General features: G+C 72.2%; 16 protein-coding genes. 3 read left to right on the top strand and 13 right to left on the bottom strand.

The genetic code is table 11. The features are described 5' to 3' along the window. Positions 1-143: 143 nt before the first annotated feature. The 8 genes from AC3E6M_RS07165 to AC3E6M_RS07130 form a co-directional block, all read right to left on the bottom strand. A complete protein-coding gene (locus AC3E6M_RS07165) occupies positions 144-1,442 on the bottom strand; it encodes a citrate synthase (protein WP_230006345.1) in 1,299 nt (432 codons plus the stop codon). Positions 1,443-1,659: 217 nt separating this feature from the next. Further along, the gene (locus AC3E6M_RS07160) at positions 1,660-2,466 is read right to left on the bottom strand and encodes an ABC transporter ATP-binding protein (RefSeq protein ID WP_138172844.1); all 807 of its coding nucleotides are present in this window, start codon (positions 2,464-2,466) and stop codon (positions 1,660-1,662) included. Beyond that, positions 2,463-3,299, bottom strand: a complete 837-nt coding sequence (locus tag AC3E6M_RS07155; RefSeq protein ID WP_138172845.1) for a siderophore-interacting protein — start codon at positions 3,297-3,299, stop codon at positions 2,463-2,465. Before AC3E6M_RS07155 ends, AC3E6M_RS07160 begins: the two co-directional genes overlap by 4 nt. Further along, entirely contained in the window at positions 3,296-4,312 is a 1,017-nt protein-coding gene (locus tag AC3E6M_RS07150) for a FecCD family ABC transporter permease (RefSeq protein WP_138172846.1), read from the bottom strand. The genes AC3E6M_RS07155 and AC3E6M_RS07150 overlap by 4 nt, the downstream gene beginning before the upstream one ends. Continuing rightward, on the bottom strand, positions 4,312-5,343 hold the full coding sequence (locus AC3E6M_RS07145; protein ID WP_212743465.1) for a FecCD family ABC transporter permease: 1,032 nt from the start codon (positions 5,341-5,343) through the stop codon (positions 4,312-4,314). Before AC3E6M_RS07145 ends, AC3E6M_RS07150 begins: the two co-directional genes overlap by 1 nt. Further along, entirely contained in the window at positions 5,340-6,329 is a 990-nt protein-coding gene (locus AC3E6M_RS07140) for an ABC transporter substrate-binding protein (protein ID WP_212743466.1), read from the bottom strand. Before AC3E6M_RS07140 ends, AC3E6M_RS07145 begins: the two co-directional genes overlap by 4 nt. 82 nt (positions 6,330-6,411) lie before the next feature. Then, a complete protein-coding gene (locus AC3E6M_RS07135) occupies positions 6,412-6,915 on the bottom strand; it encodes a helix-turn-helix transcriptional regulator (RefSeq protein ID WP_490529449.1) in 504 nt (167 codons plus the stop codon). Between the two features lie 70 nt (positions 6,916-6,985). Beyond that, positions 6,986-7,819, bottom strand: coding sequence for a helix-turn-helix transcriptional regulator (locus AC3E6M_RS07130; protein ID WP_138172848.1), 834 nt, complete (start codon positions 7,817-7,819; stop codon positions 6,986-6,988). A 165-nt stretch (positions 7,820-7,984) separates the two neighbouring features. On the opposite strand from AC3E6M_RS07130, the gene AC3E6M_RS07125 reads away from it, so the two are divergent. Continuing rightward, complete coding sequence (locus AC3E6M_RS07125; protein ID WP_138172849.1) at positions 7,985-9,565, top strand: ABC transporter transmembrane domain-containing protein; 1,581 nt, start codon at positions 7,985-7,987, stop codon at positions 9,563-9,565. Continuing rightward, entirely contained in the window at positions 9,562-11,268 is a 1,707-nt protein-coding gene (locus AC3E6M_RS07120) for an ABC transporter ATP-binding protein (RefSeq protein WP_138172850.1), read from the top strand. Before AC3E6M_RS07125 ends, AC3E6M_RS07120 begins: the two co-directional genes overlap by 4 nt. 7 nt (positions 11,269-11,275) lie before the next feature. Here the strand turns inward: AC3E6M_RS07120 and dapC are convergent, their stop codons facing one another. Genes dapC through AC3E6M_RS07095 form a run of 5 tightly spaced genes read right to left on the bottom strand, consistent with a single transcriptional unit; the run spans position 11,276 to position 14,204 of the window. Beyond that, positions 11,276-12,379: a succinyldiaminopimelate transaminase gene (gene dapC, locus AC3E6M_RS07115; protein ID WP_138172851.1), complete on the bottom strand. Its 1,104-nt coding sequence runs from the start codon at positions 12,377-12,379 to the stop codon at positions 11,276-11,278. 3 nt (positions 12,380-12,382) lie between these two features. Continuing rightward, entirely contained in the window at positions 12,383-12,703 is a 321-nt protein-coding gene (gene fdxA, locus AC3E6M_RS07110) for a ferredoxin (protein ID WP_022878250.1), read from the bottom strand. Positions 12,704-12,753: 50 nt separating this feature from the next. After that, a complete protein-coding gene (locus tag AC3E6M_RS07105; RefSeq protein WP_138172852.1) occupies positions 12,754-13,149 on the bottom strand; it encodes a histidinol dehydrogenase in 396 nt (131 codons plus the stop codon). Positions 13,150-13,170: 21 nt separating this feature from the next. Beyond that, the gene (locus tag AC3E6M_RS07100; protein WP_138172853.1) at positions 13,171-13,485 is read right to left on the bottom strand and encodes an AzlD domain-containing protein; all 315 of its coding nucleotides are present in this window, start codon (positions 13,483-13,485) and stop codon (positions 13,171-13,173) included. After that, positions 13,482-14,204: an AzlC family ABC transporter permease gene (locus tag AC3E6M_RS07095; protein WP_138172874.1), complete on the bottom strand. Its 723-nt coding sequence runs from the start codon at positions 14,202-14,204 to the stop codon at positions 13,482-13,484. Before AC3E6M_RS07095 ends, AC3E6M_RS07100 begins: the two co-directional genes overlap by 4 nt. 65 nt (positions 14,205-14,269) lie before the next feature. Here AC3E6M_RS07095 and AC3E6M_RS07090 point away from each other — a divergent pair, with 65 nt between their 5' ends. Beyond that, positions 14,270-14,821 (top strand): helix-turn-helix domain-containing protein, encoded by a 552-nt coding sequence (locus AC3E6M_RS07090; protein ID WP_138172854.1) that lies wholly within the window; start codon positions 14,270-14,272, stop codon positions 14,819-14,821. Positions 14,822-14,823: the final 2 nt, after the last annotated feature.

Below are 14,823 nucleotides of genomic sequence, written 5' to 3'. Positions count from 1 at the left end.
CGGGCTGAGAAACGCTCTCTGCACTGAGAAACGCGCGCAGCGAGCGTTTCTCCCTGCGGCGAGCGTTTCTCGCGCTCCGCCGGGCCACCGCACACGCGAAACGCCCCGCCCCTCGCAAGAGGGACGGGGCGTGTACGCGGGGGTCAGCGCGCGCCGGGGTAGTCGCGCTGGGCGGCCCCTGTGTACAGCTGCTGCGGGCGGCCGATCTTCGTCTGCGGGTCGGTGATGGCCTCGCGCCACTGTGCGAGCCAGCCCGGCAGACGGCCGATCGCGAAGAGCACGGTGAACATGCGCGTCGGGAAGCCCATCGCCTTGTAGATGACGCCGGTGTAGAAGTCGACGTTGGGGTACAGACGACGCTCCTTGAAGTAGTCGTCCTGCAGGGCGATCTGCTCGAGCTCCTTGGCGAGGTCGAGCAGCGGGTCGCTGACGCCGAGGGCCTCGAGGACCTCGTCGGCCGCCTCTTTCACGAGCTTCGCGCGGGGGTCGTAGTTCTTGTAGACCCGGTGCCCGAAGCCCATGAGCTTGACGCCCTGCTCCTTGTTCTTCACCCGCTCGACGAAGCGCTCGACGCTCTCGCCCGAGTCGCGGATGCGGCCGAGCATCTGCAGCACGGCCTCGTTGGCGCCGCCGTGGAGCGGGCCCGAGAGCGCCTGGATGCCGGCGGAGATCGACGCGAACTGGTTGGCGCCGGTGGAGCCGACGAGGCGAACGGTCGAGGTGGAGGCGTTCTGCTCGTGGTCTTCGTGCAGCATGAGCAGCAGGTCGAGCGCCTTCGTCATGACCGGGTTGATCTGGTAGATCTCGCTGAGCACACCGAAGTTGAGCTTGAGGAAGTTGTCGACGAACCCGAGCGAGTTGTCGGGGTACAGGAACGCCTGCCCGATGCTCTTCTTGTGCGCGTACGCGGCGATGACGGGGAGCTTCGCGAGCATCCGCACCGTGTTCAGCTCGACGTGCTCGGGGTTGTGCGGGTCGGACTCCGACTCGTAGTAGGTCGAGAGCGCGGCCGTCGCGGCCGACAGCACCGACATGGGGTGCGCGGTCGGCGGGAGCGAGGAGAAGAAGCGCTTGAGGTCTTCGTGCAGCAGGGTGTGGCGGCGGATGCGCTCGTCGAACGCCGCCAGCTCGGATGCCGAGGGGAGCTCGCCGTAGATGAGCAGCCACGCCACCTCGAGGTAGGTGCTGTTCTTCGCGAGCTGCTCGATCGGGTAGCCGCGGTAGCGGAGGATGCCCTGGTCACCGTCGATGAAGGTGATGTCGGACTTCGTCGACGCCGTGTTGACGAAACCGTAGTCGAGCGTGGTGTGACCGGTCTGCTTCGTCAGCGACGCGATGTCGATGCTCGGCGTACCGTCGGTGCCCCGCAGGACCGGGAATTCGGCGGTGGTGCCCCCCACCGTGAGAGTGGCCTTGTCGTGCTCCGTACCCGCGTCGCTCACCGCGCCTCCTTGCGATTTCTGGTCGCCCGTGTGGTCGGACCGTAGGAGCACCCGGCCCCCACGGCCTTCTCGGTCGAACTCCGCCTGCGCGATTCCCGACACGGCACGCGGCGGAGGGTGGCCCGCACACAGTGCCCTTACAGCCTAGTAGGGCCGGCGACGTACAGATGACATCGCCAAAGGATGCCCCCTCCGGATGGAGGGATCCTCCTGAGCCTCAGGCGCGCCGCCGCGGCACCACGAGCGGCGTCGCCGTCTCGGGGTCCGGGATGATGCGACACGGGAGGTCGAACACCTCCTCCACCGCGGTCTCGGTCAGCACCTCGCCCGGCGCACCGTCGAGCACGACGCGGCCGTCCTTCAACGCGATCAGACGGTCCGCGTATCGCGCCGCCTGGTTCAGATCGTGGAGCACGGCGATGATCGTGCGTCCCCGATCGCGGTGGATCCGGGCGAAGAGGTCGAGGGCGTCGATCTGATGGGCGATGTCGAGGTAGGTCGTCGGCTCGTCCAGCAACAGCGTGTGCGTGTCCTGAGCGAGCGCCATCGCAAGCCACACCCGCTGTCGCTGGCCACCCGACAGCGCATCGACGTCGCGATCGGCGAGAGCGCTCACGCCCGTGGCATCCATCGCCTCGCGCACGGCGGTCTCATCCGCGGAGGTCCACGCGGCGAAGGGCCGCCGATGGGGATAACGGCCGCGCGCGACCAGGTCCGCCACGCGCATCCCCTCGGGAGCCGTGCTCGACTGGGGCAGCATGCCGAGCGAGCGGGCGAGCTCCCGCGGCGACCGGTCCCGTACGTCTCTCCCGTCGAAGACCACCGAGCCCTCGGCGACCGGCAGCAGACGCCCGATCGCGCGCAGCAGCGTCGACTTGCCGCAGCCGTTGGGGCCGACGATCGCGACGAACGAACCTCGCCGGATGCCGAGCGAGAGCTCGTGCACGACGGTTCGGCCGTGGGGGTAGGTGATCGAGACGCCGTCGAGCGCGATGACCTCGTCGACGGCGGTGTCCGGCCTCACAGCAGTCCTCTTCCGGCCAGCAGCTCCTCCAGGCGGTCGGCCTGGGTCTCGTCGTCGACGGAGGTTTCGAGCACCTCGTCGATGGCCCGCTGCAGCTCGGGGCCGGCCGCGGCGAAGCGGGCCGCCCACCGCTCGCTGTCGCGGCGCCAATAGCCCATGGTCGTCCACCGTGAGGCCGGGATGCCGAGCTCGCGGCGCAGTCGCGCACGAACGGCTCGCATGTCGGCGGCCTCGCCGGAGAACCAGACGTAGGCGAGCGGGTCGCCTCCGCAGAGTCGCCGCGTCTCGTCGACGAGCGCGGACGTCGCGCACCACCGCAGGTCGTCCCCCGGCCGCAGGGCGAGCGCCTGCCGGTCCGCGGGGTCGTCGAGCGCGATGACGATCGACGCCGGCGGCGACGTCTCGAGCGCGGCACGCTCCTCGAGGATGCGTCCGATCGCGGGGAGCGCGCTGACGTCGCCGCAGAGGACGAGGGACGTCGTGTCCGACGGGGGCGCATAGTGTCCGCGCGGCGCATCGAACGCGACGACGTCGCCGACCGCGGCGGCCCCGGCCCACTCGGTCGCGGGGCCCGTTCGGTGCAGAACCAGGTCGACGTCGATCTCGCCGCGGCCTTCCCGCCGCCGGCGCACGGTGTAGTACCTCTTGACGGAGTCGCCACCGGGAACCGGGACCCACAGACCGAAGAACTCGTCCGCCGGCCCGGGTTCCGGCATCCCGGCTCCGCCGAGACCGCGGACTCCGGCCAGCGTCACGCGGACCATATGGGGCGTGAGGCGCGACACCGCCGTCACCCGCGCCTCGTATTCCGGTCGGTCCTCTCGCAGAGTCATCGACGGGTCCTCTCTCTTCGGGTGAGCAGCCAGGCCAAGTAGAGGCCACCGAGGCAGACCGTCACCAGACCGGTCGGCAGCATGACGGGGGCGACCACGCGCGACGCGATCAGGTCGCTGGCGGACAGCAGGCTCGCGCCCACGAGCGCCGACGCCCCGAAGGGAATGGTGCCGGTGCGCCACACCCGCCGGGCGATCTGGGGCGCCGCGAGAGCGACGAAGCCGATGGGGCCGCACACGGCGGTGGCCACGGCGATGAGCGCGACGCCGATGAGCATCGCCCACCACCGGGTGGCCGACGGACGCGCGCCGAGGGCGGCGGCCCGCTCGTCGCCGAACTCCAGGGCGTGCAGGGCGGGTGCGAGCGCCGCGATGGCGACAGCTCCCGCGGCCAAGGCGAGCGCGGCGGGGAGGATCCACTCCGCGGCCGCACCGTTGAGCGAACCGGTGGCCCAGACGGCAGCGGCGCGGGCGCGGGCGTCGTCGAGGCGCACCACGAGAAGGACATTGACCGCGGCCGCCATGGCGCTGACCCCGACACCGGTGACGACGACCGTGAATCCCCCGAAGCCCGTGCGGGCGCACAGGGCGAACACGATCGTCGCCGTCACGAGTCCGCCCCCGACGGCGCCGCCCGCCAGCGCGAGGATCGACGACGCTCCCGCCAGGGTGACGGTCAGCACCCCGGTGAAGGCGCCGACCGAGAAGCCGAGGATGTCGGGGCTGCCGAGGGGGTTGCGCGTCACCGTCTGGAAGAGCGCGCCCGAGAGAGCCAGGAGCGCGCCGACAACGATGCCGAGCATTGCGCGCGGCAAGCGCCACTGCTGGACGACGAGCACAGTGCCGGCATCTCCCGCGCCGACGAGGGCCCCGAGGGCGTCGGCGGGGGTCACGCCCAGATCGCCGAGCGTGAGCGTACCCAGGGCCGACGCCACCAGGATGGCACCGACCACCACGGAGGCGATCCGGCGGCGTCGGAGCAGGGCGGGGTGCGCCCGGGTGATCGCGGCCATCACGACCGCCGACGACGGTGGACGAGGGCGATGAGCACGGGCGCTCCGAGGAAAGCGGTGACCACACCGAGGGGAAGCTCTCGCGGCGCCACGACCGTCCGGGCGATCAGGTCGGCGGCCAGGAGCAGTACGGGCCCGGCGACGATGCTGGCCACCAGCGTGCGGACCTGGTCGGCGCCGGTGAACGCGCGGACGGCGTGGGGAACGAGGAGCCCGACGAACGCGACCGGCCCGATCGCGGCGGTGGCCGTGCCGCACAGCAGGACGACGGCGACGAGTCCGGCCGTACGCACGCGTGTCACACGCGCGCCGAGCGCGTGCGCGGCATCCTCCCCCATCACGAGCAGATTCAGACCGGGCCCGATCGCCAGAGCCAGCACGAGTCCCACCGCGACGATGCCCGTCACCCACAGCGCCGTGGGCGCGTCGCGAGCCGCCAGCGATCCCGCCTCCCACATCCGGATGCGGGCGTACTGCGCCGGGTCGATGAGGCTGAGCGCCTGCGTGAGGCCCGCGAGGACCGCGGTGAGGGCGACGCCGGCCAGGACGAGCCGGGACAGGGATGCCGAGCGCCCGACGCCGCCGAGGAGGGCGACGAGGACGCCGGCCACGGCGGCTCCGACGGCAGCGACGAGGAGGGTCGACCCGAAGCCCTGCAGTCCGAGGACGACGAAGGCGAATGTGACGGCCAGAGCGGCGCCCGAGTTCACGCCGAGGATGCCCGGCTCCGCGAGAGGGTTGCGGGTCAGGGCTTGCATCACCACGCCGGCGACGGCGAGGGCCGCGCCCACCGCGACGGCGAGGAGCACGCGCGGAAGGCGAAGGGTCTGCACGATGAGAGCCTCGTGAGAGCCGTCGGGGTGCGTGAGGAGTCCGAGAGCGCGCGACGGCGCGAGCATCGGCTCCCCCACGCACAGTTCGGCGACGGCGAGCGCACCGCCGAGGAGCACGACCACGCCGAGGGCGACACCGAGGGTCGTCGCCGGGGAGCGGCGCGCGCGGCGGCGCTCCCCGACAGCCGACGAGGTCACTTCTGCATCGGCTCGAGCACCGTGTCGACGAGCTCGCGCACCCAGTCCTGCGCGGTGACGTAGTCGGTCACGAGGGTGCGCAGCGCGTAGACGCGCCCGTTCTGGGCCACGGGCAGCGTCTGGAACACGGGCGCGTTCACGACCTCGCTGACGGCGGGGAGAGCCGCGCCGTCCGCGGAGGAGAAGGTCAGCGCGACGGTGACGTCCTCGAACACGGTCGGCAGCTGCTCGAACGGCAGGGAGACGTAGCCCGCGCCGTCGGCGTCGGGCAGCGAGGCGGCGCCGGGACCGTACGCGAGGCCCATCTCGTTGACCACGAGGTCACCCGTGGAGCCGGTGGGAAGCTGGACCGAGAATTGTCCGGCGGCGTCGCCGAAGGAGAAGTTGATCCACCGGTTGCCCTCGATCTGGGCACGGTAGGTCTCTTTGGTCTCGTCGCGCAGCGTTTCGAAAGCGGCCTTCTCGCTCTCCCATTTCGCGGTTGCGCCGGTGGCGGCCGCCGTCTGCTCGGTGATCCTCTGCCAATCACCGCGTGCGGTCCCGCCGGCGATCACGGTGGGGGCGATGGCGCTGAGACGTCGGTAGGTGGCCTCGTCGACCTCGTCCACTGTGCCGACGATGACGTCGGGTCGGGCGGCGGTGAGGGCCTCGAAGTTAATCTCGCCGTAGGTACCGATCTTCGCGGCATCCGCGATGTACGCCATTTGCGTGGGGCTGAAGCTGTCGGCCCAGCGCGAGTAGTCGATCGTGGCGATGGGTTTCACATCGAGCGACATCAGCTGCCACGGGGTGTCGTACGACACGGCGGCGACGCGCTGCGGCTGCTGCGGCACGGTGACCTCGCCGTAGGCCGACTCGACGGTCGTCGAGGCGGCGGAGGTCGGGACAGCAGCCGGAGCGGAGGCCACCGAGGCGCACCCCGACAGCAGGGTGAGGGTCACGGCGGCGGCAGCCACGGTCATCGCGGCACGGCGTCTTCTGGGCACGGGAAAGCTCCTCGGCGTTAGGTAAGGAATACCTAATTATGTCGAGGGATCATCGACCCCCATGAGCACAGACGTGAGCCGTTCAGTCGACTTCTTTGGCGAATCGGTCATCTCTGCGTCCGACGGCGAACGCGCGCGGGCTCACCCCGGCGACCTCCCGGAAGGCCGTGGAGAACGCCGCCGCGGAGTCGTATCCCACGCGCCGCGCGACCGCGGCGACGGGCGCACCCGCGGCGAGCGCTGCCATGGCCGCCTGCATCCGCAACCGTGAACGCCACTGGGAGAAGGACTCGCCCGTCTCGTCGCGGAAGCGTCGCGTGAAGGTGCGCGTGCTGACTGCACAGGACCGCGCCCACTCCTCGACCGTCCGGTCATCGCCCGGCGACGCAGCGAGCGCGGTGGTGACCACGCGCAGCCAGGGGCTCCGCGGCTGCGGGAGCCCGGCATCCGGGCGCGCGCCGAGCGAGAGGAGGTCGAGCGCGAAGGCCTCGGCGCGCGCACGGCGTTCCGGGGCCCGCTCGAGGTCGGCGTGCTCGTCGTCGAGGTGCGTGAGGACGTCGTCGAGGAGGGGCGAGCAGGTCAGCACCGTCGGAGCGCCGGGGTGACGATCTCGACGGACTGCAGCCGAGGCCCCGGGATCCGGCCCGCCGCGTCCGTCATTCGACGCTCGCGAGCGACCGGGCGTACGCGGCGGGCGTGATGCCGAAACGCGCACGGAAGGCGGAGATGAAGCTGCTCACCGAGTCATAGCCCACCGCTGGGGCGACCGCGTGCACGGATTCCCCGCCGAGCAGCAGGCCGACAGCGACGTGAAGGCGTGCGCGCACCCTCCATTCGCGGAACGTCCGTCCGGTGTCGGCGACGAAGGCCCGGGCGATCGTCTTGGCGCTGACGCCCTGCTGCGCCGCCCATGCCTCGAGGTCGCGATCGTCGTCGGGGGCGGCCAGGAGCGCGTGGGCGATGGCGCGCGCCCGGGGGTCCTGCGGAAGAGCGACGACCTCGTGCGCGACGGGCGCCTCGGCCAGCAGGTCGGCGAGCACGGCGAAGCACCTCTGCCGTCGCGCCTCGGTCCGGCCGCCGCGGGCGAGGTGGCTCAGCAGCCCGCCGCCGAGCGGGTCGAGCCCGAGCACGCGCGGGCGGTCCCATCCCGTCCGGCTCGGCCGTCGGTGCGGATCGATGTACACGCTGATGAGCTCCCCCGGCTCGGTGAAGCGCATCTCGTGCAGCACCCCGGTCGGGATCCACGCCGCGTGATCGCGACGCAGATGCCAGCGGTCGGTTCCGACCGAGACCTCCGTCGATCCGGATGCCATCCACGAGAGCTGATCCTCCTCGTGACGGTGACGGTCGAACTCGCTGCCGGCGCGCACGGGCGTCGAGGTCACCGCGAATTCGGCGAATGTCCAGTGGCGAACAGCCGCCCGCCCGGCGGCGTCATCCGCGAGATCGGGATGTTCCCCACGGGACATCAGGGTGTCCTCGATCAGCACGAAATGTCTCCTCACGGCGGTGGCAGCCAAAGATAAGGCAAGGCTAACCTAGCATCCTCCCCGACCCGTCGATCCGAGAGCCGCCATGCCCGCCACACCCCCGCGTTCCCTCTCCGGCATGGCCTCGATGTCGCCGCTCGGACGCGAGCGGGCGCACGCACGCCCATGACCCGGATGCTGCTGCAGGCGCCGAGCTCCCCGATCGAGACGCGGCCGTTGACGGTCTCGCCCGCGACCACCCCGCGCCGCCTCGTACTTCGGGTGATGGGGGCCGTGCCCCGCTACGCGGTGCCCGCCGCCGCCCTGTCGGTCACGCATCAGGTGGGAGAGGCGCTCGTCCCCGTGGTCATGGGGATCGCGATCGAACGAGCTGTGGCCACGGGCGAACTCGCCCCGCTGCTGTGGTGGCTCGGCGTGCTGGCCGGGGTGTTCCTGACGCTGTCATTCTCGTGGCGCTTCGGCTCCCGCCTGGCGGAATTGGGCATGCTCGCCGTCCAGCACCGGCTGCGCCAGACGATCGCCGAGCACGTCCTGCGACGCTCGCCGCGCTCGGGGCGTCCGTCCGACCAACCGGGGGTGGCTCTGTCCCTCGCGGTATCCGACGCCGCGCGCCTCGCGGAGGCCGTGGAGATCGCGGTCTATCCGGTCGGACAGCTCGCGGCCGTGCTGTTCGGCGGCAGCGTCTTGCTCACCCTCGCGTGGCCGCTGGGCCTGGCCGTGCTGATCGGGGCGCCCTTGCTCTTGTGGCTGACGGAGCGCGCCGGCGCCTCGCTCCGGGAGCGCAGCGGCGACGAGCAGCAGGCCGCTGCGGCGGCCGCGGGCCGCGCCACCGACCTCATGAGCGGGTACCGCGTGATCCGCGGGATCGGCGCCGAGGAGGAAGCCGCCCGCCGCTACCGCCGTGCCAGTCAGGCGGCGCTGCGCGACACGCTGCGCGCGCGCCGCGCGGAGGGCGTCTTCGGCGGGGTGATGGGGAGCGTCACCGGTCTGTTCCTCACCGGTGTCGCCGTGGTCGCGGCCCTCCTCACCGTCACGGGGAGTCTGGGACTCGGAGAGTTCATCGCCGTCGTGGGACTCGCGCAGTTCCTCATCGATCCGTTGCGTTCCCTGGCCCTGTCGACGGGCGCGTGGTGGGCGTCGGCGACGGCGTCGGCGGGGCGCCTCCTCGACGTCCTCCGGGACGACGAGGAGCGCGACAGCGCACCGGAACGCGCGCGACCAGTGGCACTCCCCCACGATCTCCTCGACATCTCCCCCGGGGAGTTCGTCGTGGTCGCCGGCGACGGACGGCAGGCGCACCACGTGCTGTCGGGTCTCGTCGCCGCCTACCCCGATGCTCTCGTGGCGCCCCATGACGCCCACTTGTTCTCTGGAACCGTGCGCGAGAACGTCGCCGGCCCCCGGACGGATGCCACGCGCCTGGCATCCGCCCTGCGGGCCGCCGGGTGCGACGAACTGGTCGACGTTCTCCCCGCGGGGTGGGATACCCCGGTCGGAGAGAACGGCACCGGCCTCTCGGGCGGACAGCGGCAGCGCGTCGCGCTGGCCCGGGCTCTCGCGCGCGACGCCGAACTGCTCGTACTGCACGACCCCACGACCGCCGTCGACGCCGTCACCGAGGCGCGGATCGCCGAGCGCCTGCGCACCTCGCGTCGCCACGTCCGGACCGTGGTGGTCACGCGCGCTCCGGCGTTCCTCGCCGTCGCGGATCGTGTCGTCCGGCTCGCCGAGGAAGGTGTCGCATGAGCATCCCCCTGCCACTGGCCTCGGCCGGCGACGTCGCGCGCGAAGTGTGGCGAGCCCTCCCCCGCGGCTGGTGGCGACTGCCCGCTCTGGCGGCGGTCGTGCTCGGCGCCGCTGCGGCGGGAATCGTCGGTCCGCTGGCGCTGGGCACCGTCGTCGACGCCCTCGGCGCGGGCGAGCGTGGCGCACACCTCGTGCCGCTCCTCGCGGTCGTCATGTCCGTCGCGGTCGTCGCCAACGTCGTCCTCACCGCGATCGGCACGGTGACCGCGTCGCACCTCTGTGAGAGCGCCCTTGCGGTCTTGCGCGAGAGCATGGTCGAGACGGGGCTGCGCCTCCCCCAGGAGCGCATCGAACGCGCGGGGACGGGGGATCTCATCGCCCGGGCGGGCGACGACGTCGCCGAGGTGTCCGACGCGATCCCCCGTGTCGTCCCCGCCGTCGTCGGCGCGGCGTTCACGATCGCCGTCACCGTCGTCGGAATGGCGGTGATCGACCCCTGGTACGCGGTCGTGCTGCTGGCGGTGTCTCCCGTGCACGTGTGGGCGGTGCGCCGCTACCTCCGCGACGCGCCGCCGGTGTACGCCGCGGAGCGCGCAGCGATGTCCGAGCGCGCGCAGCAGCTCCTCGATGCGCTCCGCGGCCGCGAGACCGTGCGCGCGTTCGGCCTCGCCGGATCGCGCCTCTCGAGGATCTCGGAGGCGTCCTGGACGGTGGTCCGGTGGAGCATGCGAGCGCGCGGCATCCAGAACCGGTTCTTCGCCCGGCTGAACGGCGCGGAGTTCCTGGGGATGGCGGGACTGTTGATCGCCGGGTTCGTGCTGGTGTCGGCCGACGCGGGCACGCTGGGCGGCACGACCGCGGCGATGCTGCTCTTCCTGCGCCTGTTCGGCCCCATCAACCAGGTGCTGTTCGTCACCGACGACCTGCAGTCCGCCCTCGCCTCGCTCGGCCGGATCGTCGGGGTGATCCGCACCGAGACGGCGCCCGAGCGTGAGGCCGCGAGTGTCGCCGGCGACACAGTGCACCTCGCGAAGGTCACGCACTCCTTCGTGCCCGGGGTCACCGTGCTGCACGACGTGTCGCTCCGGATCGGCGCGCACGAGACGGTCGCCGTCGTCGGCGCGTCCGGGGCGGGCAAGACCACGCTGGCCGCAATCGCCGCCGGGGTCCACACGCCCGGGCACGGCGAGGTGCGACGCCCGCACTCGGTCGCCCTCGTCACGCAGGACGTCCACGTCTTCGACACCACGCTCCGCGAGAACCTCACTCTCGCCGCGGCGGATGCCACCGACGCCGAGGTGCGGGACGCGCTGATCCGCGTGGGTGCGGACTCACTCTTCACCCGCCTCGCCCGCGGGCTCGACGAACCCGTGGGCGCCTCGGGAACGACTCTGACGGCCGCCGAGGCGCAGCACATCGCGCTCGCGCGCGTGCTCCTGGCCGATCCGGCCTTCGTCGTGCTCGACGAGGCGACCGCGGAGGCGGGGTCGAGCGAAGCCGGACGCCTTGAGGAGGCTGCCGCCACCGCCGTGCGCGGCCGCACGGCCCTCGTCGTGGCACACCGCCTCAGCCAAGCCGCCGCGGCCGACCGGGTCGTCCTGTTGGATCGCGGGCGCGTCCGAGAAGAGGGGACGCACGACCGGCTGCGTGCCGCGGGGGGCGACTATGCGCGGCTGTGGGCCGCGTGGAGCGGATCCGAGTAACCGCCGACTACGGCGCCAGCCGCTCCGCCGCGGCCGCGATGCGCTCGTCGGTCGCCGTGAGCGAGAAGCGCACGTGCTGGGGGAAATGCGTCCCGTAGAAGTGCCCCGGGCCGACCAGGATGCCGAGTTCGGCGAGACGCCCCACGCTCTCCCACGCATCGCGTCCCTCGGTCGCCCAGAGGTACAGACCGCCTTCGCTGCGGTCGACGCGGAAGCCGGCCGCCTCGACCGCCGGCTTGAGCACCGCGCGACGACGGGCGTACCGCTCGCGCTGCGCGAGGACGTGCGCGTCATCGTCGAGGGCCACCGTCATGGCCCGCTGCACCGGCGCGGGAGGCATGAGCCCGAGGTGCTTGCGACCGGTCAGCAACCGGGCGACCAGCTCCGAGTCACCGGCGAGGAACGCCGCGCGGTATCCGGCGAGGTTGGACTGCTTGCTCAACGAGTACACCGACAGCACGCCCGTGAGGTCATCGCCCACGACGCGCGGGTCGAGCACGCTCGGCACGCGCTCGGCGTCCCACGGCGCCTCCCAGCCGAGTTCGGCGTAGCACTCGTCGGAGGCCAGCACCGCGCCGAGCTCTCGCGCCCGGATCACGGCATCCCGAAGCTCGTCGGTCGAGAGCACGCGCCCGTCCGGGTTTCCGGGCGAGTTGATCCACACGAGGCGCGTGTTCTCGGGCCATTCGGCAGGATCATCGGATGCCACGGGCTCCGCGCCCACGAGACGCGCACCGACCTCGTACGTCGGGTACGCGGCACGCGGGTGCACGACGACGTCGGCCGGTCCGAGGCCCAGAAGGAGGGGCAGGAGAGCGACGAGTTCTTTGGACCCCACCGTCGGGAGGACGTGGGCGGCGGTCAGGCCCGGGACACCGCGCCGACGGGCGTACCAGGCGACGATCGCCTCGCGCAGCGCCGGGGTCCCCATGGTCTGCGGGTACGCGTGCGCATCGGTCGCGGCGGCGAGGGCCTCGGCGACCACCGCGGGAGTCGGGTCGACGGGCGACCCGATCGACAGATCGACGATGCCCGCCGGGTGACGACGGGCGCGCTCGGCGTACGGCGCGACGGCATCCCAGGGATAGTCGGCGAGGTCGGCGACGCCCACGGGTCAGTGGCTCTGCGGAGGAAGTGCCGAGATGACCGGGTGGTCCTTGGCGATCACGCCGACCTTCGCGGCACCGCCGGGCGAGCCGATGTCGTCGAAGAACTCGACGTTGGCCTTGTAGTAGTCCGACCACTCTTCGGGGAGGTCGTCCTCGTAGTAGATCGCCTCGACGGGGCAGACCGGTTCGCACGCACCGCAGTCGACGCATTCGTCGGGGTGGATGTAGAGCGAGCGCTCACCCTCGTAGATGCAGTCGACGGGGCATTCGTCGATGCACGCGCGATCCTTGACATCGACACACGGGAGGGCGATCACGTAAGTCACCCGATCAGTCTACGCGTGACGACGACCCCACCCGGCCCGACGGCCGGACCCTATGATCCGGCAGCGGGCTGGGGCCGCAGTCGGGAGACGTCCGGCCAGAAAGCCACGAGGGTCAGCAGGATCGGGCCGACGAAAGTCCAGGCGATCGCGATCCACGCGGTGTCGGGCGTCGCCGCCGCGACGATCGCCGAACCCCCCGGTCCGACCTGCGAGAACAGGAACGTGGCCGCGATGATGCCCAGACCGCCGGCGATCGCGTTGACGCGGTCCTGCGTGAGCGTTCGGAGGGCGATGAGCAGCGCCGCGCACCCGACGGTCGCCAGGACGAGACCGACGGGCAGGGCACCGAGCCGGTAGGCGTGCCCGACCGTGGCGGCCGTCCCGTAGAACGCACCCACCGCGAAGGCGACGACCCAGCCGAAGACACGGACGATCCCTGAACTCACGCGGTCAGTCTAGGCGCGGGGTCATGTGGCCCAGCCGAACGCGCGGAGGAGCGCCGCGGTGGCCGCGGCGGCGGCGACGACCACGAGGAACGGCGCCCGCAGCCACAGCAGCACCGCGGCGACCACGACCGCCGGCACGCGTGCGTCGACGACGATCGCGGACCCCGCTCCCACGGCCTGCACGACGACGAGCGCCGAGAGCAGCGCGACCGTCAGCAGATCCGCGATGCGGGCCGGCCGCGGCGCGTCGAGCCAGCCCTGCGGAAGCAGATAGCCCACGGCCTTCAGCGCGAGGCAGAGCACGGATGCCGCGAGCACGGCGGTCCACAGGGTCATGGCATCCCGTTCTCGTCGTCCGCCGCCGGCGCGGCCGGGCGGCGCGGGTCGAACCAGCCGAGGGCGACGGCGACGCCGGCCGCCGCGATGACGGGGATGCCGGGCATCGCCCAGGGCGTCAGCAGGGCGGCCACCGCCGCGGCCCCGATCGCGACGGCGAGGGGCTGACGCCCTCGCAGGCGCGGCCACAGCAGAGCGAGGAAGGCGGCGGCCGCGGCGGCATCCAGTCCCCATGCCCGCGGGTCGCCGAGGACATCGCCGAGGAGGGCGCCCGCGAGCGTCGTCAGGTTCCACCCGACCCAGATGGCGACGCCTGTGACCCAGAAGCCCACGCGGCGGGCGCGCGGGGTCTGCTGAGCCAGGGACACGGCCACCGACTCGTCGATGGTGAACGGAGTGGCCGCGGCCCGCCACCAGCCGCCCGGGCCGACGACCGGCGACATCCGCATCGCGTAGGCGGCGTTGCGCACGCCGAGCAGGGCCGACGAGGCGACGGCCGCCGGAGCCGCGGCGACTCCCCCGGCGGCGATCACTCCGACGAAGGCGAACTGCGATCCGCCCGTGAACATGAGTAGGCTCAGCACGCACGTCTGCCACACATCGAGACCAGATGCCACCGACAGGGCGCCGAACGAGATCCCGTACGCGCTCGTGGCGAGGGCGACCGCGACACCCTGACGGGCGGCGACTCCGTCCGGTGTTCGATAGAACGAACGCATGAACAGCATCGTGAACGATCGCTGGCCGTTCGTCAAGTCGAACGATCGTCACGCATAATGAACGCATGAGCGAGCTCGGCGATCGCATCGCGACCACCCTCCGGCGCGAGCGCGAGCGCCGCGACCTCAGCGTCTCGGAACTCGCGCGTCGTGCGGGAGTGGCCAAGGCCACGGTGTCGCAGCTCGAGAACGGCGGCGGGAATCCCAGCGTCGAGACGCTCTGGGCCCTCGCCTCAGCGATGGAGATCCCCTTCGCGGTCCTCGTCGACGAAGGCGTGCGCTCCCCCACCCTGATCCGCGCGGGCGAGGGCGGCACGGCGGTCGCGTCCTCGGCATCCGAGTACGTGGCGGTGCTGCTCTCGGCGAGCCCGCCGCACGCGCGCCGGGACATCTACCTGCTCACGGCGGAGCCCGGAGCCCCACGGCTGTCCGACCCGCACCCGCGCGGCACGATCGAGCACGTCGTGATGATCACGGGCCGCGGCCTCGTCGGACCGGCCGACGCGCCGTTCGAGCTGGGGCCCGGCGACTACCTCTCGTACGCCGGTGACGCCCCGCACGTCTTCGAGGCGCTCACACCGGGCATGGGCGCGGTGTGCGTGTCCGAATCGCGCTGACA

It is taken from the genome of Microbacterium sp. SCPM-O-B-15248 (M128) (assembly GCF_058214835.1).
Note: the sequence above shows the minus strand (reverse complement) of the source record. Positions and strands in the feature narration are given on the sequence as shown.